This is a genomic window from Veillonella sp. T14073-2, from assembly GCF_002959875.1.
GTDB classification, from domain to species: Bacteria; Bacillota; Negativicutes; order Veillonellales; family Veillonellaceae; genus Veillonella; species Veillonella infantium.
In genome coordinates this window covers 253,945-279,773 of record NZ_PPDC01000001.1, presented here as the reverse complement: position 1 = coordinate 279,773, position 25,829 = coordinate 253,945, and the positions used below count along the sequence as shown (strand labels likewise).

Annotated in this window: 22 protein-coding genes; 15 read left to right on the top strand and 7 right to left on the bottom strand. The window is 38.7% G+C overall.

Annotated features, from left to right (window positions below; all coding sequences use genetic code 11):
• Positions 1-64: 64 nt before the first annotated feature.
• From aroA to aroF, 3 genes are all read right to left on the bottom strand, one after another.
• Positions 65-1,333: a 3-phosphoshikimate 1-carboxyvinyltransferase gene (gene aroA / locus VCHSUH04_RS01415; RefSeq protein WP_105085023.1), complete on the bottom strand. Its 1,269-nt coding sequence runs from the start codon at positions 1,331-1,333 to the stop codon at positions 65-67.
• Positions 1,334-1,439: 106 nt separating this feature from the next.
• Positions 1,440-2,492, bottom strand: a complete 1,053-nt coding sequence (aroB, locus tag VCHSUH04_RS01410) for a 3-dehydroquinate synthase (protein ID WP_105085022.1) — start codon at positions 2,490-2,492, stop codon at positions 1,440-1,442.
• 74 nt (positions 2,493-2,566) lie between these two features.
• On the bottom strand, positions 2,567-3,580 hold the full coding sequence (aroF, locus tag VCHSUH04_RS01405; RefSeq protein WP_105085021.1) for a 3-deoxy-7-phosphoheptulonate synthase: 1,014 nt from the start codon (positions 3,578-3,580) through the stop codon (positions 2,567-2,569).
• Positions 3,581-4,059: 479 nt separating this feature from the next.
• On the opposite strand from aroF, the gene VCHSUH04_RS01400 reads away from it, so the two are divergent.
• The 3 genes from VCHSUH04_RS01400 (at position 4,060) to VCHSUH04_RS01390 (ending at position 6,097) form a co-directional block, all read left to right on the top strand.
• Entirely contained in the window at positions 4,060-4,476 is a 417-nt protein-coding gene (locus VCHSUH04_RS01400) for a GNAT family N-acetyltransferase (protein ID WP_105085020.1), read from the top strand.
• 85 nt (positions 4,477-4,561) lie between these two features.
• The gene (locus tag VCHSUH04_RS01395) at positions 4,562-5,020 is read left to right on the top strand and encodes a DIP1984 family protein (RefSeq protein ID WP_105085019.1); all 459 of its coding nucleotides are present in this window, start codon (positions 4,562-4,564) and stop codon (positions 5,018-5,020) included.
• 438 nt (positions 5,021-5,458) lie between these two features.
• Complete coding sequence (locus tag VCHSUH04_RS01390) at positions 5,459-6,097, top strand: hypothetical protein (protein WP_105085018.1); 639 nt, start codon at positions 5,459-5,461, stop codon at positions 6,095-6,097.
• A gap of 82 nt (positions 6,098-6,179) precedes the next feature.
• Here the strand turns inward: VCHSUH04_RS01390 and VCHSUH04_RS01385 are convergent, their stop codons facing one another.
• Both VCHSUH04_RS01385 and VCHSUH04_RS01380 read right to left on the bottom strand, forming a co-directional pair.
• Complete coding sequence (locus VCHSUH04_RS01385) at positions 6,180-7,208, bottom strand: ribonucleotide-diphosphate reductase subunit beta (protein ID WP_009661519.1); 1,029 nt, start codon at positions 7,206-7,208, stop codon at positions 6,180-6,182.
• 149 nt (positions 7,209-7,357) lie between these two features.
• Entirely contained in the window at positions 7,358-9,640 is a 2,283-nt protein-coding gene (locus VCHSUH04_RS01380; protein ID WP_105085017.1) for a ribonucleoside-diphosphate reductase subunit alpha, read from the bottom strand.
• A gap of 428 nt (positions 9,641-10,068) precedes the next feature.
• On the opposite strand from VCHSUH04_RS01380, the gene VCHSUH04_RS01375 reads away from it, so the two are divergent.
• Positions 10,069-10,584 (top strand): flavodoxin family protein, encoded by a 516-nt coding sequence (locus tag VCHSUH04_RS01375; protein WP_105085016.1) that lies wholly within the window; start codon positions 10,069-10,071, stop codon positions 10,582-10,584.
• A 110-nt stretch (positions 10,585-10,694) separates the two neighbouring features.
• Here the strand turns inward: VCHSUH04_RS01375 and VCHSUH04_RS01370 are convergent, their stop codons facing one another.
• Positions 10,695-12,254 (bottom strand): hypothetical protein, encoded by a 1,560-nt coding sequence (locus VCHSUH04_RS01370; RefSeq protein ID WP_105085015.1) that lies wholly within the window; start codon positions 12,252-12,254, stop codon positions 10,695-10,697.
• A gap of 147 nt (positions 12,255-12,401) precedes the next feature.
• On the opposite strand from VCHSUH04_RS01370, the gene VCHSUH04_RS01365 reads away from it, so the two are divergent.
• The 7 genes from VCHSUH04_RS01365 (at position 12,402) to VCHSUH04_RS01335 (ending at position 20,702) form a co-directional block, all read left to right on the top strand.
• A complete protein-coding gene (locus VCHSUH04_RS01365) occupies positions 12,402-13,574 on the top strand; it encodes an iron-containing alcohol dehydrogenase (protein WP_105085014.1) in 1,173 nt (390 codons plus the stop codon).
• A gap of 43 nt (positions 13,575-13,617) precedes the next feature.
• Positions 13,618-14,448: a hypothetical protein gene (locus VCHSUH04_RS01360; RefSeq protein WP_105085013.1), complete on the top strand. Its 831-nt coding sequence runs from the start codon at positions 13,618-13,620 to the stop codon at positions 14,446-14,448.
• 55 nt (positions 14,449-14,503) lie between these two features.
• A complete protein-coding gene (locus VCHSUH04_RS01355) occupies positions 14,504-15,379 on the top strand; it encodes a hypothetical protein (protein WP_105085012.1) in 876 nt (291 codons plus the stop codon).
• Positions 15,380-15,610: 231 nt separating this feature from the next.
• The gene (locus tag VCHSUH04_RS01350; protein WP_105085011.1) at positions 15,611-16,930 is read left to right on the top strand and encodes a dicarboxylate/amino acid:cation symporter; all 1,320 of its coding nucleotides are present in this window, start codon (positions 15,611-15,613) and stop codon (positions 16,928-16,930) included.
• Positions 16,931-17,150: 220 nt separating this feature from the next.
• Positions 17,151-18,188 carry a nicotinate-nucleotide--dimethylbenzimidazole phosphoribosyltransferase gene (locus VCHSUH04_RS01345; RefSeq protein WP_105085010.1) on the top strand — a complete coding sequence of 346 codons (1,038 nt, stop codon included), beginning with the start codon at positions 17,151-17,153 and terminating at the stop codon, positions 18,186-18,188.
• Positions 18,189-18,197: 9 nt separating this feature from the next.
• The gene (locus VCHSUH04_RS01340; protein ID WP_105085009.1) at positions 18,198-19,511 is read left to right on the top strand and encodes a DUF389 domain-containing protein; all 1,314 of its coding nucleotides are present in this window, start codon (positions 18,198-18,200) and stop codon (positions 19,509-19,511) included.
• 369 nt (positions 19,512-19,880) lie between these two features.
• Positions 19,881-20,702 carry a MetQ/NlpA family ABC transporter substrate-binding protein gene (locus VCHSUH04_RS01335; RefSeq protein ID WP_060924427.1) on the top strand — a complete coding sequence of 274 codons (822 nt, stop codon included), beginning with the start codon at positions 19,881-19,883 and terminating at the stop codon, positions 20,700-20,702.
• A gap of 104 nt (positions 20,703-20,806) precedes the next feature.
• Here the strand turns inward: VCHSUH04_RS01335 and VCHSUH04_RS01330 are convergent, their stop codons facing one another.
• Positions 20,807-21,697 (bottom strand): PocR ligand-binding domain-containing protein, encoded by an 891-nt coding sequence (locus VCHSUH04_RS01330; protein ID WP_105085008.1) that lies wholly within the window; start codon positions 21,695-21,697, stop codon positions 20,807-20,809.
• Positions 21,698-22,178: 481 nt separating this feature from the next.
• On the opposite strand from VCHSUH04_RS01330, the gene pduB reads away from it, so the two are divergent.
• The 4 genes from pduB to VCHSUH04_RS01310 are packed head-to-tail and all read left to right on the top strand — an operon-like array spanning position 22,179 to position 25,813.
• Positions 22,179-22,880 carry a propanediol utilization microcompartment protein PduB gene (pduB, locus tag VCHSUH04_RS01325; RefSeq protein ID WP_105085007.1) on the top strand — a complete coding sequence of 234 codons (702 nt, stop codon included), beginning with the start codon at positions 22,179-22,181 and terminating at the stop codon, positions 22,878-22,880.
• 21 nt (positions 22,881-22,901) lie between these two features.
• A complete protein-coding gene (locus VCHSUH04_RS01320; RefSeq protein WP_105085006.1) occupies positions 22,902-24,563 on the top strand; it encodes a propanediol/glycerol family dehydratase large subunit in 1,662 nt (553 codons plus the stop codon).
• 12 nt (positions 24,564-24,575) lie between these two features.
• Positions 24,576-25,271, top strand: a complete 696-nt coding sequence (locus VCHSUH04_RS01315; protein ID WP_146104556.1) for a propanediol/glycerol family dehydratase medium subunit — start codon at positions 24,576-24,578, stop codon at positions 25,269-25,271.
• Positions 25,272-25,282: 11 nt separating this feature from the next.
• The gene (locus VCHSUH04_RS01310; protein ID WP_105085004.1) at positions 25,283-25,813 is read left to right on the top strand and encodes a diol dehydratase small subunit; all 531 of its coding nucleotides are present in this window, start codon (positions 25,283-25,285) and stop codon (positions 25,811-25,813) included.
• Positions 25,814-25,829 lie beyond the last annotated feature (16 nt).

Sequence of the window (25,829 nt, the reverse complement as noted above, 5' to 3'; positions counted from 1 at the left end):
CTCCTACTATATAGTACGTACTATTATTCTTATCTATTAAAGCACATCGGATATGGTTTGCAATTTATAACGGTTGTGCATTACCGCCAAGTAAATTCCAGTCCTCAAAGAAGTCTGGATAGGATTTTGTGATAGCTTCGCTATCTTTTAACGTAACAGGATTTTCACTGATGAGGGCCATCAATGTGCCTGCCATAACGAGGCGATGGTCATTTACACAATCACCTTGTCCACCTTTAAGTATACCACTACCGATGATATATAGGTCATCGCCTTCTTCGCGAACGGTACCGCCTAGATCTCTTACGAGATTGGCAACAGCTACAAGACGATCAGATTCTTTTAAACGTAGGCGAGCACCCTTAACAAAGGCGCTTTCACCAGAAATAGAGCAGGCAAGGGCTGCCATAACTGGCAACATATCAGGCATTTGCTCGAGGTCGGCGTGGATTGGTTTAGAGGCGCGACCTGTGACGGTCACATTCATACCTTCCCATGCTACATCACAACCTGCATCAATCATGACTTGCATGATGCGGCGGTCTGCTTGCACAGAATTCTTGTTCATGCCCGTAATGGTTATTGGTTTGCCTGTCATACCAGCGGCCACCATCCAGATTGCTGCATTAGACCAATCGCCTTCGATTTGGTAATTATCACGGCCGATGAAGGACGCACCAAATGGTACTGTGAAAGCCTCATTGATGTTTGTGTCTGGTAAAGTGTGTTCTACTTCGACACCAAAATCTCGCATTGTTTCAGTAGTTAGTGTTACATAATCGCTAGATTGAAGCGGTGTAGTAGAGGTAATAGTAGATAAGCCGATTTGAGGGGCTGCCAACAATAAACCAGAGAAGAATTGACTACTTACATCGCCTACCATGGAGAAATTACCCCCTTGAAGACGACCTGTCATAGTAAATGGCGGTTTATCCTGGGAGAATGTTATGCCATGCGCTTTCATTTCGCCTAGCATAGGTTCGAGAGGGCGATCTGGTAAACGACCTTTCGCATCTACGTCTACATCGTTACAGATGGATGCGGCTACAGGTAATAAGAGCCGTAATGTAGTGCCTGATTCGTGAGGTACTACATTGCCCTTTGCTGGGACAGGCCCTGGTGTAACAGTGACAATATTATTTTTATATATTACGTGAGCACCTAAGCCTCGCAAGGAGTCCATAGTAGCATCGATGTCTTTAGAGGTACGGCTCAATAGTACAGTAGATGGAGAGTTAGCAAGGGCTGCACAAATTAATGCGCGGTGTGCATGTGCTTTTGCTGGGATGGACGCAATCGTTCCTGTAGGAATGGCGTTCGTTACGGAATGCATATAAATCTCCTTTAAATATTAGGTAAACCTTATATTACAAATAACAATTATGCAGGTTGTAGGTACTAGAAACCTTAGATAACTTAATCGTAACAGATAAGTTATCTTAATCAAGATAGGTTGCTAACTCCTCGTGGGTGACAACCTTGAGTTTGCTATGACCATAACTAGTAGGGATAACGATTTTTATAGTAGCACCTTCACTTTTTTTATCATGTTTAGCAGCTGCTAGGATTTCTTCTTTTGGTATAGTCGTAGTGGTTGGTAAATCGTGTGCTTCGATAAGGACCTTTAATTTGTCTAACGCCTCTGCATCTAATTCTCCATGTTTGACAGCACCTTGCGCCATAAGGACCATGCCCATGGCAACGGCGTAGCCATGGTGGACTTCAAAGTGGCTCGCTTTTTCAATACCATGACCAAAGGTATGACCGAGGTTTAAGAGGGCACGCACACCAGATTCGCGTTCGTCTTGCTCTACGATATCCGCCTTTGCTTGAACACAACGAGCGATAACTGCGCTAACGCTATCACGATGCTTTATTAATGGCTTATGCTCGAGTTGGGTTAATAACCCTGGTACATCGAGGAAACCATATTTAATAATTTCTCCGCATCCATTTTTCCACTCCATGTCTGGCAAGGTGTTAAGTGTTGTAGGATCACAGAGGACAAGGATAGGTTGTTTGAAAGCACCCCACAAGTTTTTACCTGATTCTAGATTGACCGCAGTTTTACCGCCTACAGAGGAATCTACAGCGGCTAATAATGATGTAGGAACCTGTACATAGTCGATACCCCGTAAGTAGGTAGCTGCTGCAAAGCCTGCCATATCACCTACTACGCCGCCTCCAAGGGCAATGAGAAGGTCTTTACGTGTTAACGATTGGGCCGCCATGTATTCCACTAAATCGATGAGTTGATGAGCGTTTTTGGAGCTTTCACCAGCAGGAAATACATAATCACAAACAGTATAACCCGCATGTTCCATATTAGCTTTCACAGAGTCCAAATAGTGCGGTGCCACATTGCTATCGCTGACGATAATAACACGACAATTTGGTTTTAACGGTTTAATATAATCGGTGATACGTTGTAAAGCGCCTTCCTCGATGACAACGTCATACGGTGTGGATGCGTTAATGTGGATGCGAGTCATAACGGTTCCTTTCTTAAAAGAATAAGCTAGTATCTATTATAACGGATACTAGCTTATTTGTGTGGTATGTGAGATTATTTAGTGCATTCTACCAATGCTTGGCGCAATGCGATAACTTCTTTCATAAGGCTAGTGAATTGGTCTGGACGTAATGCTTGAGGGCCGTCGCATAATGCTTTGGATGGATCGTTGTGAACTTCAATCATAAGGCCGTCTGCACCGCCGCCTACAGATGCAAGAGAAAGTGGGCGAACCATGCGGCTCATGCCTGCTGCGTGGCTAGGGTCCATGATGATTGGCAAGTGGGATAATTCGTGCATCATAGGGATTGCTGTTACGTCTAATGTATTACGCGTTTTAGTTTCGAATGTACGGATACCACGTTCGCATAATACAACTTGTTCATTGCCTTCAGACATGATGTATTCAGCAGCCATCAACCATTCTTCATATGTAGCAGACAAACCACGTTTTAAAAGAACTGGTTTATTTAATTTACCTACTTCTTTTAACAGTGTGAAGTTTTGCATGTTACGAGCGCCGATTTGAAGCATATCTACGTTATCGAAGTACTGTAATTGGGAAATATCCATAACTTCAGAAACGATAGGAAGACCTGTTTCTTTTTTAGCAAGCTCTAATAATTCTAAGCCTTCTGGGCCCATGCCTTGGAAGGAGTATGGGGATGTACGAGGTTTGAAAGCGCCACCGCGAAGGATTGTAGCGCCAGCTTCTTTACAAGCTTTTGCTGTTTCAAGTACTTGTTCAGGTGTTTCTACGGAGCAAGGGCCAGCCATTACTGCGAAGTGACCACCACCGATCAATACACCACCTACGTTGATTACAGAATCATCTGGATGGAATTTACGGTTTGCTTTTTTGTATGGTTCTTGGATGCGAGTTACTTTATCTACGAAATCAAGAGATTCGATTTGACGAGCATCAAGAGATGCAGTATCGCCGATAAGACCTAAAATATTATAGCGTGCACCTTCTACAGGATGGATAATGAAGCCTTTTTCCTCTAATTCACTGCGTAAACGAGACACCTCTGTTTCTGCTGCGTTTTGTTTCAATGTAATAATCATGATAAATCCTCCTTGTATACTACAGTGAATAGTAGGGCTCACCATACGGGATAGCAAACAAAAAAGGGCTACCCGTAGTCTAATACGGGCAGCCCTTTTACTATTCTAAGCAACTAATAATAACTCAATCTTAATTAGCGTACTACAAATAGTTCCTTACCCGTACGTTGGATAAAGAACCAATAAAAGTATTGTTTTGTAGCTAGGCTAATTTGGTTAGTCATCTTTGGTTGCTCCTTTCTAAAAATTATGGGTATAGTATAAACCCAAATGATAAAATTATGCAATACTTAAAAATGAATTTCATAGAAGTTTTAAAATATATTTTTGAAGGGAATTAGTTGTATAGGACATTCATATGAAAGCTAGAATGCATTTGGTATAATAGTTATAAGTAATTTTGATGTATTAATAGAGGGATTTTATAATATATTTATAGATAGCTTTATGAATGTATTTACAATCAGAAAGGTTGCTATATGGTTATTCAAATTTTAGATCATATTACTGATGAAATAAAGCAAATACGTATTGATGTGTTCATGAAGGAACAGGGTTTTGAAGACGAGTTCGATGAAATAGATGAAATAGCAAAATTTGTCCTTTTATATATCGATGGCAAGCCAGCAGGTACATGTCGCTATTTCCCAAGCAACGAAGAAGGTGATGCCCATATTGGCCGTATGGCGGTGCGTAAGTTGTATCGTGGACAACATTTAGGCACTAAAATTATGATGGCCGCAGAAAACGGCATTCGCCGTGATGGATTTAAGACATGCTCCTTGTCGGCGCAAGTACAAGCAAAACCATTCTACGAATCCCTAGGCTATAAAGAAGAAGGGGAAGAATACCTTGATGAAGGCTGTCCACATGTGATGATGCGGAAAGTATTATAAGAAACTAGATACTAAATATAATAGTTTGTATTAGTTCAGTCAGTATATTAATATCCATATATTTCAAAATATGAGGTGAGAGTTTATGAAACTAGCGGAAGCATTACAAGAGCGAGCTGATTTGAATTATAAAATTAGCGATTTAGAGCTTCGTTTAACTCAAAATAGTTTAGTGCAAGAAGGGGAAGCACCGAATGAGAACCCTGAAGAGCTTTTAAAAACATTAGATCAATGTGTAACTAGACTTCAAAAATTAATTGCAGATATTAATTTAACAAATTGTAAAACTATTGTAGAAGGTCGTTCTATTACTGAAATCATTGCGGAAAAAGATAGTGCTGCGATGCGGCTTAGTGCATATCGGACATTGGCGAATAGTGCGGGTAGTATCAATTTCCGTGCAAGAGGATCTGAGATTAAACTAATACCGACTGTTAATGTTAGAGATATCCAAAAAGAAGCTGACAATATAGCAAAACAAGTTCGTTTATTAGACAATCTATTGCAGTCTGCTAACTGGACCACTGAATTGATTGAAAGCTAATATCTATATAGTTGGTAGTTTGATACAGGGTGGACACAAAACTTTTGCTTTTACCAAGCGTTTGATGAATACATTCATGGGGCGAATAAAAATCTACAGTGTAGGCCTATTTGCGCACAAATGTATTGATACAATTTACAATGTATTACCACGTGTCAACTGTACAAACGAGGGTGGCGTTGGGGACTATTTCTAAATATAAACGATAAAAAGATACTCAATCCAAAGATCTGGATTGGGTATCTTTTTTCTTATTATTCTAATTTATGGAAATCAAATACCGCTACATTTGATTATAGGTACGTTAGTACTACGATATATTTAATTTTTTAATAAGTATATAAATTTTACTTTTTACTTAGTGGATTATGTTATAATATAATTAAATAATAATCATTATTTAATTATATAGAATTTCTTAAGTAAGGAGATTTCATAATGACAGCAGAACAAAAAGCAGCTATGGCAGCAACAAGTTCTACCGCAGCTAAATCAACACCTGAACAAGGTACGGAATGGATAATTTGCCGTGTATGCGGATATATTGAGGATGCTAAGTACAGGGATCAACCTTGTCCAACATGTGGTTTTCCTCCAACAGTTTGGATGGATTACAAGCCACGTCGCATTAATACAAAACGTGAAAAATTGCTAGATCTTCATTTACATCCAATTGCGGTACATTTCCCAATCGCAGCAACAGCAGCTTCTTTCTTAGTACCTGTTATTGCATTGTTGATTCCATCTATTGCAAATGTATTATTCCCTGCCATTACATTAGTAGCAATGATTTTACCACTTCTCGTTATTATTGGTGGTATTTCTGGTTATATTGGTAGTAAATTACGTTACAAAACAGGAACATCTAAAATTCCTAAAGCAAAGATTTACTTAACAGTTATCTACTTTATTCTTTCCTGTGCACAAGCCTACATCGCTATTGCTAACGGTGTAAATGCTGATAACGCATGGATTATGATTATTTTAGGTATCGTAGCTTCTATCTTTGCTGCCAAACTTGGTAAAATGGGTTCCTATCTATTTGCAGGTCGATTCGGCCCATATACAGCTGGCTAACCGTTATTAACTGAATAACCTTTATAATGAAAAAAGTGATTCTCCCATCGTGAGAATCACTTTTTCTTTTATCATTTTTTTATTATTCTAAATCATCGAAATCAAATGCCGCTGCTTTTGTATAGTTTGTAACTTTTGCTTCGAAGAAGTCAGTTTTTGTGCTATTCAAGTTGGAGAAGCTTTCAATCCATTCCATTGGATTGTCCTTGATTTCAGGATATAGATGAGGTAAGCCGATTGCTTCTAAGCGGATATTGGCAAGGTATTTGATGTAGCGTTCAATAAGAACATTGTTAAGACCGAGGATTTTATCATCTGTGATGTATTGGCCCCAAGCGATTTCGTTTTCTGCACCTTGGCGAATCATGTCAGTGATTTTCGCTTCCAGTTCAGGAGTGAACAAGTCAGGGCGTTCACGACGTAACTCGCGGATGATGTTTTGGAATAATACAAGATGAGTTACTTCGTCGCGGTTGATATATTTGAAAATAGTGGATGTAGCTGTCATTTTACCTTGGCGTGCCAATGTGTAGAAGAAGCTAAAACCAGAGTAGAAGTAAATACCTTCTAAGATATAGTTGGCGATGATTGTGTGGATAAGGTTTGCTTCGCTAGGATCATCACTGAAACGTTGGTATGCATCGGCGATGAAGCGGTTACGAGCAAGTAATGTTTTATCTGTACGCCATTCGTCATAAATTTTGTCACGTGTAATAGGATTTGTTACAGTGTCCAAAATGTAGGAATAACTTTGAGCGTGAATTTCTTCTTGGAATGCTTGGATATTCAATAAGGACGCCACTTCAGATGCTGTAATATAACGGCTCAAGTTAGGCAAGTTTTCAGATTGAATAGAATCAAGGAAGTTTAAGAATGCAATAATTTTGTCGAATGCACGGCGTTCGTAATCTGTTAAGTATGGAAATTGCTTAACGTCTTCGTTCAAGGAAATTTCTTCAGGAATCCAGAAGTTGTTGAGCATTGTACGGTACATTTGGTTCGCCCAGTCGTACTTGATACGGTTCCATTCGCGAAGGTTTGTGGTGTTGCCGCCAATCATAGATTGCGTGCCACGTTCACCATGTTCGTTGAAAATCAGTTTTTTATCCATAGTAGGACTCCTTTATACAACGATGCGACCTATACTGCTATAGGTCGTCATCAGATTTATAATGTTGGTGGAAGTATCTTTCCTGAGTTTGGTGCTCTCTACTTATAGTGTATAGTTTTTGTAAAATATAGCAATGATATTTTTAACTATTAAGAGGAGCAACTTGTGCACTCATCCATTTCAAGGGATTGGTTACGGATGTAGTAGATTGTTTTGATACCTTGTTTGTAGGCCTCAACATAAAGATCTAGGATTTCTTTCGCTTTCATTTGAGGTGTGATATACAAGTTGAAAGATTGTGCTTGGTCAATATGACGTTGACGCACGCTACAAGCTTTGATGGACCATTGTTGGTCGATTGTATGCGCTTCTTTGTAGAGCCAGAATGTTTTGTTGTTCAAATCTGGTGCAGTTTTTGGTGTGAAAGAACCTTTCTTCTCTTCGATGAAGAATTTTTTGAAGATAGGGTCGATACCAGCTGTAGTATTTGCAATGTTGGAAGTAGAACCAGTAGGCGCTACAGCCATCAAGTAACCATTACGGATACCGTATTTAGCAACGTCTGCAGCCAATTGTTTCCAACGATCGGATGTGTAGCCACGACGTGTGAAGTATTCACCAGTTTCCCATTCGGAACCTTTGAATGCAGGGTATGCACCTTTTTCTTTCGCCAATTCCATGGAAGCTTTGATAGCATAGTACGCGATGTTTTCGAACAATTTGTCCGCTACTTCAATGTGCTCATCGGACTCCCATTGGATATCGTGGTTTACAAGGTAGTGGTGGTAACCAGAAGTACCAAGACCGATAGCGCGGTATTTATCAGATGTCATACGAGACTCTGGTACTGGCGCCTGGTTGATAGAAATAACATTGTCTAACATGCGGATTTGAAGAGCAATATTTTCTTCTAATTCTTCGTCAGAAATGCGACCAAGACTGATGGAATTCAAGTTACATGTAACCATATCGCCTGTATTTGTTTTTGTAGTGATAGTGCCGTCTTCGTTGATAATTTCTTCAGCAAGGTTTGTGAAGCCAACGTTTTGTGCGATTTCGTGGCACAAGTTAGATGCGTAAATCATACCTGCATGTTTGTTTGGGTTTGCAGCATTTACAGTATCGCGGAAGAAGATGAATGGTGTACCAGTTTCAACAGCAGAGCGCATGATTTTTTTCATCATGTCTAGTGCTGGTACTTCGATGCCATGTAAGTTCGGATCTTGTTCACATTCAAGGTAACGTTTCGTGAACTCTTTGTTATCGTCTGTGTCATAGAAGTCCTCTAGAGCATAGCCTTTTACAGCCAAGATTTCATGAGGGTCGAAGAGGGTGAAATTTTCACGGCCGATCATGCGTTCCATGAAGATGTTTGGAACGGAGATGGCAGGGAAGATATCGTGTGCTTTACGACGGTCATCACCATTATTAGTACGAAGCTCTACGAACTCGTAGAAGTCTTTGTGCCAAATATCAAGTGTTACGGTAGCGCCGCCTTTACGTTTACCTAATTGGTCAACGGCAACAGCTGTATCATTGTATAAACGAATCCAAGGAATAACGCCACCAGAGGAGTTTTTGAAACCGCGGATATCGGAGTTCAATGCACGAACTTTACCAAGGTAGATACCAAGAGCACCACCGTGTTTAGATACGCGGGAGAACTTGCTATTTACGTCGTAAATGGACCATAAGTTGTCATCTACACCAGAGATGAAGCAAGAGGACAATTGATGGAATGGTGTGCCCGCATTTGCTAATGTAGGTGTAGCTGTTGTCATTTTTAATTGGCTCATCAAATCGTAGAATTTCTTAGCGTATTTTACTTTGTTTTCGCCTTCTACTAATGCCAAGTGCATAGCGATAGCCATGAAACGTTCTTGAGGTAACTCAAAGATTTCTTTATTGAAGCCTTTTACCAAGTAACGGTCAGCTAATAATTTAAGGCCTTCATAGTTGAAGAGGTAATCTCGTTTAGGTTTGATGTAATCGCCTAACTCTTGCAATTCGTCAGCTGTATATTCTGTAACGAAGAAGTCAGCGTATTTTTTCTCTTCTACAAGCATATGTACAAGATTTGGGAAGTTGCCATAACCGAATGCTTTATAACGACGAGTGATAGCTGCTTCTTTATAGAGATCGAACAAGAAGAGGCGAGCTGCTACAAACTGCCAATCTTGGTTCATTTTATTAACTTGGTTGCCGAAACCGTCGTCTTTTTTAGAGATAACCTTTTCGATAGCTGTTTGTACTAAAGTTTTTTGAATTTCTTTAGTTGTCATGCCATCAACGAATTGTAACTTCGCATCCATTTCCAATTCTAGTGGATCACAAGAATCTAACCCCAAACATGCGAAGGCAATCATACGTTTCGTTTTTTCAACGGATAAAGGCTCGAAATGGCCATCCCGTTTCTTGATCATAATCTCCATTACTGTTCCCCTTGAGTCTTAAAAGTAATAAAACTGTTAATCTAAGCATATATAAGATTAGACTGAAAAGTATAAAATATCTTTAAGTTAAGTCTAATCAGAAAAATAAGAAAACTACTATATGTTGTAGTTTTCCTATTAAGCTTATACATTATGTTACGATTATAGCGAAAAAATTCTATACATTCAATATTGACATTTAGAAATTTATAAATATAGTATGCTTAAATTTATCGATATAGTTATAAAAGCTAGAAAGTATTATATAAAGAGCATATATGATGATTTTGAATGATGTATCTCTTTTGAGAATAGTTAAATAGTACGTGGCAGTATATAAAATTCCGTTCTATATACTATTGTGATTTATTTTATTAAAAGCATGTCATACATGTCCTATAATAGATATAGTAAATAGGAGGTAAGACATGAAGTCTATTGTTATATATTCATCCCTTACGGGAAATACTAAACAAGTGGCAGAGGCTATTACTAGCGTATTGCCAGCAGATACACTTTGCGTATCTATGAAAGAGTTACCAACCGATCTATCATCCTATGATCTTGTATTTGCAGGATTTTGGGTGGATAAAGGGACAGCTAATAAAGAAGCCCGTGATGTACTAGGCACATTGCATAACTCTCACATTGCTCTATTTGCAACAGCTGGCGTACCACCGCAAATGGCACATGCTAAGGAAAGTTTAATCAATGCAGCAAATTGTTTACCCGATGGCGTAGAGCCTGTAGGAACCTTCATTTGCCAAGGTAAGGTAGATCCTAAGGTCATCGAAATGATGTATAAGATGTTCCCGAAAGGGCATAGCCACGGTCAATCTGCTGATCGCGATGCACGTCACAAACAAGCTGCAGTACATCCAAATGAAGAAGACTTTAAATCAGCACAAGATTTTGCTAATGATATTCTTATAAAGCTTAGCTAACAAATAAATATAAAGCTTAGTTAACGCATAAAAGCAGTACCCCCTGTGGAGTACTGCTTTTGTCATATTATACGTATAGTGTTGTAGGTATTATATGGTGCATTATAGGCTTAATTATAAAGTACATTAAATTTAAGTTTACGTGTATCGAATTGGTTTATGAAGTACGACGTAATCAATAGCTTGTATCCATTGCCTTCTATAATGACAGGATCAATAGCTGTTTTATCGACCGTAAGGAATTTATCATAAATATGATGGACCTCTGTTACTCCATTTGGTAGGGATACCTCTAAATCAAGGCCTTTGTTGAGGAACTTAAAGGAGATGGAGTCGAAGTTGGCAGATTCTACTTCATATTCCTTAAGGTCTTTTTCATAGACTATTAATTCAATGTTTTCAATGTATTTATCGTAGCCTGCAATAGAAATAACCTTTGGTGCAGACAAAGCATCAAAATTAATATATTCAACGCGTCTGCCATTTACTGGATTTGTATCTGGCAGTTTTAGATCGTCCACAGGTACATACGGTGTGCCGTAGTCTGTGAAGTTAGGATCAAAGGTGGCTGCTATTGGTAGGCTTGCATGCCACTCTCCATCAACTTTAGTATATGTAACAAATTCACGATACGATGTATAGCCTATGAATGGCGTCAAAAGGACAGCACCTAAGGCTAGAGCCATAACGGTTGTGTGTACAGAAGGTTTTAAACCTTTCACAAGAGAATATACATTGTGTACTAAGAAGATTAGATTAAATGCACTTACGTAAATTGTATTGAGCCAGAGGATTGGTTCATTAATAACACGCTTACCGATAAGAGCTAAGCACAGTGTAGTTAGCGTAATGAACAAGAAGCATAGGATTTGCTGTGTTCTGCTACTTTCACTAGATCTAAAGCTAGCCAAGTAGAATAGGTAGAAAATGGCTACATACGGATAATAGGTGTAGAAGAAACGCGTATCCTCTCGAAGCCCTAACAGAATCAAGACTAAATAAATGTTAGCTAGAATGCCTGTAATAATGGACGCCTTAGGCAAGATGATGCCGAATACAACAGTAAAAAATGAGTTTGGTGCTGGAGGACCTGCGGGATCCTCTTTGTAAGAACATACCATAGATAGACAAATGAACATATTAATGGATGCGAGTACCTTAAAAATGGTTTCTTCAAAGTTGAATGGTTGGTCCACGATGATGAAGAAGAACCATAAACTCATGATGATAACAATGTTATATAGCGTAGACGTAACAAGGGTGATGCCAATCCGTTTGATGCGATTAATGATTTCACCGATGTAGTGTTCACCAGGCGATGTGAAATACAAGGCAATCATGGAGTACAGCCATAGGTACGATATATTTTCCGTAGCCAGTTCAATACCTCGCACATAGCCGTAGCTTTCGTGAATCATATAAAGGCCAACGCTGATTCCGATACTTACTAAGGTATATAAAATGGAAAACTTTCGGGTTCTTGTTATATAGCTTTGTAATATAACGATAAAGAAATACAGTGAGTAAAGCTTAAGATCAATATCGGAAAACCAATCTTGTTCAATATACAACGGAGTACATGAAAATACGGCAATCAATGCCAGCAATATAGGCGACTGCGTTGCAAGGTCCCGCAGCGAAGACCATAAATGTTTAATGGCAAATTTCATAGATGTTCTCTCCCTCTATAAATATAAATTCCCCTCTTATTATTAGTATACCTGTTCTCTGGTGAAAGCCCTATGAGGTTTTACATGCTTTTAAATATCCTTTACAATAACACTAAGAACTAGTTTTCAAAGAAAAGAGGTTATCACATGGAATTCTCTTATTTTTTACCTGTAAATATCCAATTCGGTTGGAATAAAGTAGATAATATTGCTGATTTTGCTGCACCGTATGGCAAGAAAGCACTTATTGTAACTGGTCGTACAAGTGCTAAAAAATCTGGTTTATATGACCGGGTGGTAGCAAAGCTTGATGTGGCTCATATCGGTCATGTATTGTTTGATCAAGTGGATGCCAATCCATTGACCACGACAGCCTTAGACGGCGCTGCGTTAGCTAAATCTGAAAGCTGTGATATGGTTATTGCTATCGGCGGTGGTTCCATCATGGACTGTGCCAAAGGGATTGCCTTTATGGCGGTGAATGAAGGCGATATTAACGACTATATTTTCAACCGTAAAACAAGTGATAATGCGCTGCCTCTTATTGTTATTCCCACGACTTGTGGTACCGGCTCTGAAGGTAACGGTTTTGGTGTTCTTACTAATCCTGAAACAGGTGATAAGAAATCCCTACGCTGCAATGCTATTGTGCCAAAGGTTTCTATTGTAGACCCTGCTGTAATGGGTACAATGCCACCTCATGTATTGGCATCTGTTGGTTTTGATGCGCTATGCCATAATATTGAGGCCTATACATCTAATACAGCACAACCTTTCACCGATGCGTTAGCTCATTATGCTGTAACCTTATTAGCACAATACCTTGTACCACTATATAAACATGTAAAAGCAACGGCGGAAGGCAAACTAGCTGTTCTCAACGAAATTCAACTCACAAAAGCTTGGGAGTCCGTTACATTAGCTAGCACAATTGGGGGCATGGTTATTAACACAGCTGGTGTAACATTAGCACATGGAATGGAACATCCTGCCAGTGGTCTTAAAGATATTACCCATGGTGTAGGTCTTGCTATTATTGAACCTGTTGTAGTGGAATATACATGGAGTGCAAACCCTGATAAATTCGGTGCATTAGCTCGTATCTTTAACCACGGCGATGGCTCCGAACTAGGTGAAGCCTTACGTTTAATTGTGCACGAATTAGATTTGACAACGAACCTTACAGAACTAGGTTTTATGAAAAAAGACATTCCTTGGCTTGTAGATAATGTATACGTTGTAGCTACAGGCAATATTGCTAATACAGTGGCTGAAATAAGCCGTAAAGATATAGAAACGTTGTATAAAAAGATGTTTTAAGTGCTGAAGATGTTTTATGTGTTGTCTATAATAGGAGAGAGTTTTGTTCCAAGGATTTTATGGCCTATTAACAGTTCTACTATGCGTGTTGTTTGTAATTGTGGTAGTGCTATTTAATATAGCACCTATAACATATATTGTGTTTGGCATAACGATACTATTGAGTTTATTATTACAATATGTTCGTTTTAAGAAGCAATCTATAACTGCAAAAAGGCACACTCAGTTGGCTTGGTGTTTGTATATTGCCTTTACTCTCAGCTTTTCTTGGTTAGTAAGCGATTGGTTTAGGTACGACTTAAAAACAAGCATTGAGCAATCTGATTCCTTCGAGTATAGTACCATGGATTGGACTCAAGGCTGGCCTAATAGTGGAGAACTACCAGAGGGGTTAAAACGACCAGATAAACTTCCAGACGGTATTTATAGAGCATCTGCTTTTCGCAGTATTTTAGCTTGGGCTAATGCATATCCATATCGTTATGCAGTTCTGGAGGGAGACCCAAAAGTAATTGCTCAATATGAGGCGATAGCAAAACAAAATGCAGTTTATACAGCACAAATTGATGCGGATGGTGTATTACGTGAGTTAGATACTGGGGAGAAAAAGCGTTTTATATCTCACCCTAATAGCTATAATATTGTAGAGAGTATAGAAGAAGAATCCCTCAATTTGCCAGAACGGACTTTTATTGAGTGGCTACGCTTTGCACCTCGAAAAGAAACAAAAACAGTAGTAAAGGACACATATAATTCTACTCGAAATCATAGATTATATGTGTTTGTAGATGATGGGAATACTAAAAGGCCTCATTTTGTGGAACTTTTGATTAGTAATGATGGGACACAGGCGGTGTTTTATCAATCTAAGTAGGTTTTACTAATAAAAATAGTATTAATAGGGAGATTAAGTATTAAGGGGACTTTTTATGGGGCGTATTTTAAAGAATATAAGGTCCTTGTTGTTTGGGCTTACATATAGAAAGAGTATATGGTTATTCGTTCTTTTATGGGGAATAACCATATGGATTACATTTTGTAATCCTACGTATTTCTCATTTTCAGGAGTTTACTATCTTACTTTATTAGTAGCAACGATTGTTTTGATTGTTGAAAAGGCTAGAATAGTAATTACCAAGAAAGCTATTTGTAGAAATTTTTTACTGTACTTTTATGTGATTTTTAGCTTATTTATGATTCCTATATTAACAGTAAATTTACTAGGGGCTATCTCTGGGGTAGAGGATTATAATACTAAACATTGGCAGAATGCTTGGCCTACATCTAAGGCAGGCTATGTTCCTGCTGAGTTGCAAGTGCCCGATAGACTTCCTTTAGATGTAAAAGTTGTTTCATCTGTAATTAGTGTAAATGGATGGGAGTCTTATAGGTGTTTAGTTTTAGATGGTAATAAGTCTACAATTTTAGGCTATGAAAAAATTGTTAAATCCCATGGGTGGTATTCTTTTAGAAATGGTAAAGCTAAGGGGGTAACATTAGCGGTTCTTAATGATTTTCCTCAGCCAAATAATCACTTTATGTTGTTTTATGCAATTGGAAACTATTCTATTAACCGTATTCAACCTAAAAATTGGAAATGGTTCCCTTGGTTTCTTACGGGCACACAAAGTATAGGGAGTGATGCTAATCAAGATTATTATTATAGAGAGGAGCAGTTAGGAGACGGATATACTGTATATGTTATCTATAATAATTTTGATCAGGATCAGCCTAGGCGAATTTATTTTATGTTTAGTCCAGATCGAACTCGAATGGTCATGGTAGATATAGATGTTGTTCATTAAAAACAATATGTAAAGTTATTCTAATTAGGTTATTCTAATTAAAATATAGGTGTGGTTTCCTTATATCGATTTATTATATTTATCTATATATCAAATTATTTGGTTTGACAGTTCTAAAACATATCTTTATAATATGATTTAAAGAGACTAGGATGTATCAACAATCCCAGCCCTAGGGTTGGGATTTCTTTTTTTTGTCTCTAGTAGTTTAATTTTCAGAGAGGTGTTTTTATGGCAGATCAAAATAACAAAAACGTAGATACCTTAGCTCAAGAGATTACTTTAAAAAGTCGTGGGCAAGGTAAATTACGTCAATTTATTTTATGGATGGGTGCTCTTATTATCGGTGCTATCTTGGGATGGCAACATATTCCAGCGTTAAATGAATTATTTAATTTTATTGCAGCTGTGTTTACACGTTTATTCCAATTCATCGCAATTCCAACGGTATCATTAGCAGTAATTACTACATTATCTATGCTAGGTGCTAAAAAGGATACAGGACGTATCTTTGGTCATGCTGTCACCTATACATTGTTAACAACAATTTGTGCAGCCGCTGTTGGTCTTGGTTTATTCCTTTGGATTGCGCCAGGTAACTTACCACTTGATGTAATTGGTGCCGGTGCAGCGCAAGTACCTGAAAAATTAGGTCACGTAACATATTATGATCATTTCTTATCCGTTATTCCTAATAATATTTTGAAACCATATTTGGAAGGTAACGTATTATCTGTTATGTTTATCTCCGCTTCTGTTGGTTTAGCGTTTGCGTTTATGCCTCGTACAGAAGGTCGCGAAGCAGTATTGAAAGTATTATTCGGATTACAAGAATTGCTCTTCACATTGATTAAAGCTTTACTTTATGTATTACCAATTGGTATCCTTGCATTCGCAGGTCAATTATCTGCTCAAATCGAAGCGGGCGTAATCGTTGGTGCTTTAGGTAAATACACTGCTGTTGTTATCGGTGGTAACTTGATCCAATTCTTTATCGTAATTCCATTGTTCTTGTTGTTCCGTGGCTTGAACCCTGTGGACGTATTCCGTAAAATGTCCCCAGCTGTAGCTGTTGCGTTGTTCACTAAATCCTCTGCTGCAACATTGCCAGTAACATTGGCATCTGCTGAAGATAATTTGAAAGCTCACCCTGCAGTAGCTCGTTTCGTATTGCCAATTTGTACAACAATTAATATGAATGGTTGCGCAGCTTTCATCCTTGTAACATCCTTATTCGTAATGCAAAATGCAGGTATTGAATTGACTATGGGCACAATGATTGCTTGGTTATTCATTGCTGTTCTTGCTGCTATTGGTAATGCTGGTGTTCCAATGGGTTGTTACTTCCTAACATTGTCCTTGATGAGCTCTATCGGTGCACCAATCGGATTGCTCGGTATCATCTTGCCAATCTATACGATTATCGACATGATTGAAACTGCTGAAAACGTATGGTCTGACGCATCCGTATGTGCTATGGTTGACCATGACCTTCAAGGCAAATTGGACGACTCCAGTGGGGACGATATGCCTCAATTCCAAGGTGCATAATTTCACTGTTTTAAGACAATTAACAAGAGATATATCTATATCCTAATATAGTTCAAAAAGGTTATCCTCTAATGGGATAACCTTTTTTTGATGACTTAATATATTAAAAGCTAACATTCATCATATCATTAGATATGTATTTTATGTTATACTTCCATATAGAATAATATCGAATTAATAGAAGGCTAGTTGGCATATTCTGTGCCGACTAGAGATTAGAATGAAAGATAAGTCAGTATTACCAATTGAGGAACAATTAAATAGATTTCTTCAACCAAAATGCCTTATCCCTGGTGGCCTAGGCTTGTGGGAGGATTATTTCCGCAAGATTTGCACGGCTTGGGGCGAGATTGATGGTGAAATCCGACCACAGCATATCATTTTCTCTGCCGATAATGGTTGTAATATGGAAGGTTATGTAGGTTATAACTATGAGGTAACGCAAAAGCAGTCGCGTAATATGCTCTTGGGTCGTTCGTCGGCTACACAGTTTTGTAACTTTAATAACATTCCTTATGAAGTTGTGGATGTAGGAATTGCCTCAGATGATGGTATCGGAGTGGATCGCAAGGTCGCAAAGGGGACAAAAAATATACTAAATCACCCTGCTATGACTGAGGATGAGTTTAATAAAGCCTTTCAAGCGGGCTATGAACGGGTACAGTATTATGTAGAGCAAGGGATAAATCTTTTTTCTTTTGGCGAAATGGGGCTAGGAAACACGACGACTTCCGCCTGTGTGTTGTCTGCCTTGACTGGAGCTGATCCCACTGAAACGGTAGGTCCTGGATCTTGGCCTGACAAACCAGATTTGATGAAGCGTAAAATTGATTTTGTGCGCGCTGTATTAGATAAGCATAAGGCTAGTCTTGTTTCTGAAAGTGAGCCTGACCGAGTTCGCAAGATTGTGGCCCATGTAGGAGGCTTTGATATTGCTGCTATTCTTGGAGCTATGCTAGCTTGTATTGAGTTTAAAAAGCCTTTTGTTATAGATGGCTTTATTACGTCTGTAGCGGCAGCTTGCGGGATTCACATGAATGCTCGTGTTAAGGATTATGCATTGCCATCTCATAACTCTCGAGAAAAAGGTACAGAGCTAGCTTTAGCTGAGGTAGGTATTACACAAGACATGGTTCCTATTCAAGCGCAAATGTCGATGGGAGAAGGGACAGGAGCTATCTTGATGGTGCAAATGCTCAAAACTACACAGCATATGTTTGTAAATGTAGGGACCTTTGCAGATTTGATGAAATTATAAGGAGGACGAATGAAAATAAATAAATACTTTGATATACATTTTGAGCGAGCTGATGATGCAACTATCGCTAAAAGACTGATAGGTGGGGCTAAGATTAAGGGACCTGCTTTAGTTATCCTGATCCTTTCCATATTTATTGCCTCTATTGGGTTGAATATGAATAGTACGGCAGTTATTATTGGTGCTATGCTTATATCGCCGTTGATGGGACCTATTTTAGCAACTGCTTATGGCTTCGCTACGCTTAATTTTACAGTTGCAAAAAGTGCTATTTTAAGATTGTCCTTACAGATTACGATTGCTGTTTTGGCGTCTGCTTTGTATTTTTATATTTCTCCCATTAATACTGCTACATCTGAACTGTTAGCGCGTACAGAACCGAGTATTTATGATGTACTTATTGCTATATTTGGTGGGTTAGCTGGGATTATTGGGCAAACGCGTAAGACCTTAGATAATGTTATCCCAGGGGTTGCGATTGCGACTGCACTTATGCCACCACTATGTACGGCAGGATATGGACTTGCTAATGGAGATTGGCACTATTTCTTTGGGGCTGCCTATTTATTCTTTATAAATACATTCTTCATCTTCTTTGCAACTTTTATTGTTTTAAAGGGTGTATATAGTTTGCCATTCCATAAACAAGACAAAGAGCTTATTCGTCGTAATCAGCTAATATTTCTTGTGATTGGTCTTATTATGGCTATACCAAGTATTTATGCAGGCTATGATATGACTATCAAGTATTCTGAGTCAAATCATTTAGAGCAGTTTATTAAGAATGATGTTAATCAAGCTGGACGTCGACAAGTGATTGATTATTCATTGGATCGAACGAATAAGCTAGTAGACATAGTAGCTATAGGCGCTCCTGTGACTTCGGAGGAACAATCCCAGTTGGAAGGCAAGTTACAGCAGTATAAGTACTTACACTCTTATACACTCCAATTTGTTAATAGCGTAGATGAGAAAAAATCTACTATGGATAAGACAAGTTTGAATCAATCTTCGGAGAACCTTGAAACATATAAAAAATTGAGTAATCTGTACCAGCCGACTTATCAACTAGTAAGTGAAACGATAAATACTATGAAAACGACAGAAGCTGAAGCAAAGGCGTTGTTCCCGTTTGTAAGCAAAGTGGAAGGAATGCCTTTGATAGATAATCTAGAACAGCCTAAAGCGAGTCGCTATATGGTAATTATCCATACCACATCCACTGTATCTGATGCAGATTCGGAACGAATAAAAGCTTGGTTAGAGGCTAAATTATCAGCACCTGTAACTATTTCTGTGGAGCAAACAACGTCAACTCAATAAGTTGATTTTTTGATTTTGATTAGATTGTTTATTATATAGAGCGATATGTATAACGGTACTAAGTTTGATTGAATCTATTAGGTATATTACCTAGTAGTACGGGGAATCAGCTTAGTACCGTTTTTATGTATTTGGCATAGCTAAATGTAATTACTCTTATCTTGCTATAGATTAAAGTTATATTAATACATATATAAAATCTATTATACGAGTAGGAATTAAATTGATATACTTACTACATCGAAATTATTAAATAATCAAATGTAGATACAAGATAAGAAAAATAGATTTATTATAATATCTACGAATGTTGTATACGTATGAGTCCTCGTCTGAGATGTAGGTTTTCATCGTAGATAGGAGGATTACATGAAAAAATGGTTAGCATTAGCAGCTACGGCCGTACTGGGGGCGTCCTTATTGATTAGTGGTTGTGGCTCTTCCACAAATAACGCGAGCTCTAGTGGCTCTAAAGAGGTATTAAAGGTAGCAGCAAATCCTGTACCTCATGCTGAAATTTTAGAACAAGTTAAACCTATTTTGGCTAAGGAAGGTGTAGACTTACAAATCGTTGAATTTACAGACTACATCCAACCAAATATGGCTCTATCTAGCCATGAAGTAGATGCAAACTTCTTTGCAAACGTACCTTACCAAAATAACTACAATAAAGATCATGGTACAAACTTTGTAAGCTTTGCACCAGTTCATATTGAACCATTGGCTATTTACTCTCAAAAAATTAAAGACTTGAAAGACTTGCCAAATGGTGCAAAAGTAGCAATTCCATCTGACCCAACAAATAGTGCTCGTGCACTTCTCTTGTTGCAAAGTGCTGGTCTAGTAACATTGAAAGATCCAACTGGTTTGACTAACACACCATTTGATATAACTAGCAACCCTAAAAATATTCAAATTACTGAGTTAGAAGCAGCTCAAATTCCTCGTTCTATCCAAGATTTAGATGCAGCAGTAATCAATGCTAACTATGCGTTGCCAGCTGGTCTTAATCCTACAAAAGATGGCTTATTCGTAGAAAAAGCTGACTCTCCATATGCAAATCTTCTTTCTGTTAACCCTGGTGATGAAAATAAACCAGCTATCCAAAAATTAGCTAAAGCATTACAATCTCCAGAAGTTAAGAAGTTCATCGAAGAACACTACAAGGGAGCTATCATCCCAGCGTTCTAATTGATCGTTAATACTATATGTATCTGATACAATACCTTCTCATGACAAACTCTATAGATACGAAAAAGGCGTAACACCATTGGTGTTACGCCTTTTTTATTATATTATGCATCAATTGGTTTTGCATATTTTTTCCGATATGAATGTGGTGTTTCAGTGGTAGCCATTTTGAAAATTTTACAGAAATAACTAGTTCTGTTATAGCCCAATGTTTTACTGATCTGATTAACTGTTAGTTGGGAATATACTAATAGTTTTTTTGCTTCTTGTATGCGTAATAGTGTTATATATTGCACTACTGAAAGTCCCGTATCATCTTTAAAAATCTTAGAGAAGTAGGACTCACTTAAATGAATATGTTCCGAAATCCTTCTGAGCGACACTCGTTTGCTCAGATTTTTTTCTATATATAACATAGCCTTTCGAATTTCTGGACGATTAATAGGTCGTTCAGACTCCACAAAGTCTGGCAATTGTTCATAAGGCATCTCTTCTGCTATGGCATCGTTAAATGGGAAGTAGTGTTCAACCAAAATCCGTAAAACCTTTGTAGCACTGTAAATTTGTTCAGCTGTCAAAACTGGTAAGGTCCGATATAGGGCACGAAGTTTGGTGTCATCATGCCAATCGGTTTGGGTAGGAAGAATAGGTTTGATCGTCGTATCTTCTGTTTTTGTTTGACCTGCCATAATAAATCCTAAAATGGCTCCATCTTTCATAACCGGAACAGAGAAATCGATGAGGCCCATGTGACAGCGATACGGGCAGGATGATAGTTCTTTTGTAGCATCTAGACCACCATATAAGTCGCATTGATTGCAGCGCTTGGCATAGATTGGATTGCGCCTTACAACCTTGCAAAAAGGGGAAAAGTTATATTCTTGAGATAACACTTTTCCACGATTATTAACAAAAATAGCCGCAATCTTTGTTATGTTTGTGAAATCGCGCATGATTTCATTAATAAGCTTAGTATCTTCATTCGTACAAATCATGGTAAAACCTCCAATCACAAATGTGTTAAGAGGTCTAGTAAGCACACCGCTAAAATAGCTCTACTTGCTCTCTATCTAATGGGACGGCTCTAAACCTGAGAAAAGAGAAAAGTGACATACCACCTAAAATTCATATACCTATAAAATTACGTTATTTCTTGCTTTTACATGTATAAGTATAACAGGATTGTCGTATTTTAGTAATAGAAAAATCGCATTTTACGAATATACATAAAAAAGTTGCATTTAATAATTTTTATAATAAAGGTAGATAAAAGCCTTATAGTACATGTATTTAGAAAGGATTGAGTCCGATGGGTTGTGACTGAATAGCAAGGCATGCTCTATAGCAATATATGGTGTACAGAATTTAGGGTTGCATACATATGAATGATTAAAGAAATGATAAAAAACATAAAATGGTATACCGCAACATAGTTTTCTGTAAATAGATACTTTCATTATACGTATGGAGGGTATTATGGCAACAACATGTGGATTAACTGAATTTGTAGGGACTAGTAAAACTGGTGATACTATTGGTCTCGTAATTGCTAACGTAGATCAACAAGTATTAGATGCGATGAAACTAAAGAAAAAATATCGTTCCATCGGTATTTTAGGTGCTCGTACTGGTGCAGGCCCACACATTATGGCTGCTGATGAAGCAGTAAAAGCAACCAATACTGAAATTGTTAGCATTGAATTACCTCGTGATACTAAAGGTGGAGCAGGTCATGGCTCTCTTATCATCTTTGGTGGTGATGATGTATCCGATGTAAAACGCGCTATTGAAGTTGCATTGGCTGAAGTGGAACGTACTTTTGGCGATGTATACGCAAACGATGCGGGACATCTTGAACTTCAATATACAGCACGCGCTAGTCATGCAGTAAATGCAGCATTTGGCGCTCCTGAAGGTAAAGCCTTTGGTCTTATCGTAGGTGCTCCAGCAGCTATTGGCGTAGTTATGGCTGATGTAGCTGTCAAATCTGCAAACGTTGATGTAATCGGTTATGCATCTCCTTCTGCAGGTACAAGCAATTCTAACGAAGTAATTTTACAGATTTCTGGCGATTCTGGGGCTGTACGACAAGCGGTTATTTCTGCTCGTGAAGTAGGTAAGAAATTGCTAGGTACGATGGGTGACGAACCAGTGAACGGAGCCCCTTCCTATATCTAATTTGAAAGGATGGTATGCCCTATGAAATCAAAACGTTTCGAAGTCTTAAGTCAACGTCCTGTTAATCAGGATGGTTATGTAAAGGAATGGGTAGAGGAAGGTTTTATAGCCATGGAATCTCCTCAAGATCCAAAGCCTAGCCTCAAAATCGAAGGTGGTCGCATTGTTGAACTCGATGGTAAACGCCGCGAAGATTTTGATCTTATCGATACATTTATTGCAAATTACGGTATCGTTCTCGATGGTGCTGAACAAGCAATGGCAAAGGATTCAAAAGAGATTGCTAATATGATGCTTACACCATCAGTACCTCGTGAAGAAATCGTTAAGATTTGTAAATCTATTACTCCAGCGAAAATGTTGGAAGTTGTTTCTTCTATGAACGTTGTTGAAATGATGCAATGTATGCAAAAAATGCGTGCGCGTCGTACAATGGCTAACCAAGCCCATGTAACAAACGTAAACGACAATCCAGTGCAAATCGCAGCGGATGCTGCGGAAGGCGCACTTCGTGGGTTTGCAGAAGAAGAAACAACAGTAGCCGTTGCTCGTTACGCACCACTTAATGCGATTAGCTTACTCGTAGGCTCTCAATGTGGTCGCCCAGGTGTATTGACACAATGCTCCTTGGAAGAAGCAACAGAATTGGAACTTGGTATGCGTGGCTTCACAGCATATGCAGAAACAATTTCCGTATATGGTACAGAAGACGTATTTACCGATGGTGATGATACACCTTGGTCTAAAGGATTCCTTGCATCTGCTTATGCATCTCGTGGTCTTAAAATGCGCTTCACCTCTGGTACAGGTTCTGAAGTACAAATGGGTCAAGCAGAAGGTAAATCTATGTTGTACCTTGAAATCCGTTGCCTATACCTCACAAAAGGCGCTGGCGTACAAGGTATCCAAAATGGTTCTGTAAGCTGTATCGGTATTCCAGCAGCTGTACCTTCTGGTATCCGCGCTGTATTAGCAGAAAACCTTGTAGCAGCTATGCTTGACCTAGAATGTGCATCTAGTAATGACCAAACATTCAGTCATTCTGATTTGCGTAGAACAGCTCGTACATTGATGCAATTTGCACCAGGTACTGACTTTATCTGTTCTGGTTATAGCTCTACACCAAACTATGACAACATGTTTGCTGGGTCCAACTGGGATGCAGAGGACTATGATGACTGGACAGTTATCCAACGTGACCTCAAGGTAAATGGCGGTCTTATCCCTGCTCGCGAAGAAGAAGTAGTAGCAGTTCGTAATAAAGCGGCTCGTGCACTACAAGCTTTGTTCAAAGCATTAGGCTTGCCTCCGATTACAGATCAAGAGGTAGAGGCTGCTACCTATGCGAATGGCTCTAAAGATATGCCTCCTCGCGATAAGGTTGCAGATATTAAAGCGGCTCAAGACTTGTTGAATCGCGGTGTTACTGGCGTTGACTTTGTAAAAGGCTTAGCTAAAGAAGGTCATCCTGATGTGGCACAAAGTATTTTAAATCTATTAAAACAAAAAATCTCCGGCGATTACTTACAAACATCGGCCATCTTTGACCGTGATTTTAATGTTATATCCGCGATTAACAATAGAAATGACTATCAAGGTGTTGGCACAGGTTATCGTGTGGAAGGTGAAGATTGGGAACGCATTAAAGATATTCCAAACGCCATTGATCCACGGGATATATAAGGAGGTGTCATAATGGCTGAAATTAATAGAGATGTATTACGTTCTATTATCCTAGACGTTTTACAAGAAATGGGTGGTGTTCATGAAGCACCACAATTCAAGGCTAATGTTGGTGAAAGTATAGCATCAAGTGCGGCTCCTAGGCATGAAGATCCAACTGGTGACGATAGCTGGCTCCAAACTGGTAGCCCTGCACAACCTGGTACAAGCGCAGACGAAGTGGTTATTGCTGTTGGCCCTGCCTTTGGCCGTAGTCAACGACAAACTATCGTTGGTGTACCGCATCAAGAGGTAATTCGCCAATTAGTAGCAGGCATTGAAGAAGAAGGTTTAAAAGCTCGTGTCATTCGCGTATACCGTTCCTCTGACGTAGCAGCCGTAGCCGTTGAAGGTGATTCTATTTCTGGATCTGGTGTATGTATTGGTATTCAATCTAAAGGTACAACCTTGATTCATCAACGCGATTTACAACCACTTTCAAATTTGGAATTATTCCCTCAAGCACCGCTATTAACAGCTGAAACATACCGTGCTATCGGTAAAAATGCTGCTAAATATGCTAAGGGCGAATCCCCAACACCAGTACCAACATTGAACGATCAAATGGCTCGTCCAAAATACCAAGCATTATCTGCATTGCTTCATATCAAGGAAACTAAGCATGTAGTAAAAGGTAAGCCAGCTGATGAAGTTCGTGTCACTGTATAAGGAGGTTTACTATGGCTAACGAATTAGAAGCCTTAATTCGGCAGATCGTATCTGAAATAGAAGGGGCGAAAGGAAGTACAACACAGTACTCAGCGCCTCATACACCATCTACAACTAATACAGTAGATAGAGTGGCTACAATCGAAGATTATCCGATTGCTAAAAAACATCCAGAATGGATTGATCTTGGTCAAGGTCGAGACTTAAGCCATATTACGATGGATAACGTAATGGCTGGACATATTACAATGGACGATTTAAAAATTTCTCCATCTATTTTGAAAGCCCAAGGTCAAATTGCTAAGGCTGGGGGCCGAGATCAAATTGAACTCAACTTCTCTCGTGCTGCAGAAATGACAAAGGTAAGTGATAAACGTTTACTTGAAATGTATAATGCACTTCGTCCATATCGTTCTTCCAAACAAGAACTGTTAGATATTGCTAGCGAACTTGATGGTTTAGGGGCTCCAATTTGTGCAAACTTTGTACGAGAAGCTGCAGAAAATTACGAACGTCGTAAAAAACTTAAAGGTGATAATTAACCTATAGGAGATGTCA

What these genes read in the sequence shown, in the direction of transcription:
- VCHSUH04_RS01390 (WP_105085018.1), top strand. Translation starts at nt 5,459, where the DNA reads ATGACAGCAGAACAAAAAGCAGCTATGGCAGCAACAAGTTCTACCGCA.
- VCHSUH04_RS01375 (WP_105085016.1), top strand. Translation starts at nt 10,069, where the DNA reads ATGAAGTCTATTGTTATATATTCATCCCTTACGGGAAATACTAAACAA.
- VCHSUH04_RS01340 (WP_105085009.1), top strand. Translation starts at nt 18,198, where the DNA reads ATGAAAATAAATAAATACTTTGATATACATTTTGAGCGAGCTGATGAT.
- VCHSUH04_RS01345 (WP_105085010.1), top strand. Translation starts at nt 17,151, where the DNA reads ATGAAAGATAAGTCAGTATTACCAATTGAGGAACAATTAAATAGATTT.
- VCHSUH04_RS01335 (WP_060924427.1), top strand. Translation starts at nt 19,881, where the DNA reads ATGAAAAAATGGTTAGCATTAGCAGCTACGGCCGTACTGGGGGCGTCC.
- VCHSUH04_RS01400 (WP_105085020.1), top strand. Translation starts at nt 4,060, where the DNA reads ATGGTTATTCAAATTTTAGATCATATTACTGATGAAATAAAGCAAATA.
- VCHSUH04_RS01355 (WP_105085012.1), top strand. Translation starts at nt 14,504, where the DNA reads ATGGGGCGTATTTTAAAGAATATAAGGTCCTTGTTGTTTGGGCTTACA.
- aroA (WP_105085023.1), bottom strand. Translation starts at nt 1,333, where the DNA reads ATGCATTCCGTAACGAACGCCATTCCTACAGGAACGATTGCGTCCATC.
- VCHSUH04_RS01365 (WP_105085014.1), top strand. Translation starts at nt 12,402, where the DNA reads ATGGAATTCTCTTATTTTTTACCTGTAAATATCCAATTCGGTTGGAAT.
- VCHSUH04_RS01370 (WP_105085015.1), bottom strand. Translation starts at nt 12,254, where the DNA reads ATGAAATTTGCCATTAAACATTTATGGTCTTCGCTGCGGGACCTTGCA.
- aroB (WP_105085022.1), bottom strand. Translation starts at nt 2,492, where the DNA reads ATGACTCGCATCCACATTAACGCATCCACACCGTATGACGTTGTCATC.
- VCHSUH04_RS01395 (WP_105085019.1), top strand. Translation starts at nt 4,562, where the DNA reads ATGAAACTAGCGGAAGCATTACAAGAGCGAGCTGATTTGAATTATAAA.
- VCHSUH04_RS01350 (WP_105085011.1), top strand. Translation starts at nt 15,611, where the DNA reads ATGGCAGATCAAAATAACAAAAACGTAGATACCTTAGCTCAAGAGATT.
- VCHSUH04_RS01330 (WP_105085008.1), bottom strand. Translation starts at nt 21,697, where the DNA reads ATGATTTGTACGAATGAAGATACTAAGCTTATTAATGAAATCATGCGC.
- VCHSUH04_RS01385 (WP_009661519.1), bottom strand. Translation starts at nt 7,208, where the DNA reads ATGGATAAAAAACTGATTTTCAACGAACATGGTGAACGTGGCACGCAA.
- VCHSUH04_RS01315 (WP_146104556.1), top strand. Translation starts at nt 24,576, where the DNA reads ATGGCTGAAATTAATAGAGATGTATTACGTTCTATTATCCTAGACGTT.
- pduB (WP_105085007.1), top strand. Translation starts at nt 22,179, where the DNA reads ATGGCAACAACATGTGGATTAACTGAATTTGTAGGGACTAGTAAAACT.
- VCHSUH04_RS01310 (WP_105085004.1), top strand. Translation starts at nt 25,283, where the DNA reads ATGGCTAACGAATTAGAAGCCTTAATTCGGCAGATCGTATCTGAAATA.
- VCHSUH04_RS01320 (WP_105085006.1), top strand. Translation starts at nt 22,902, where the DNA reads ATGAAATCAAAACGTTTCGAAGTCTTAAGTCAACGTCCTGTTAATCAG.
- aroF (WP_105085021.1), bottom strand. Translation starts at nt 3,580, where the DNA reads ATGATTATTACATTGAAACAAAACGCAGCAGAAACAGAGGTGTCTCGT.
- VCHSUH04_RS01380 (WP_105085017.1), bottom strand. Translation starts at nt 9,640, where the DNA reads ATGGAGATTATGATCAAGAAACGGGATGGCCATTTCGAGCCTTTATCC.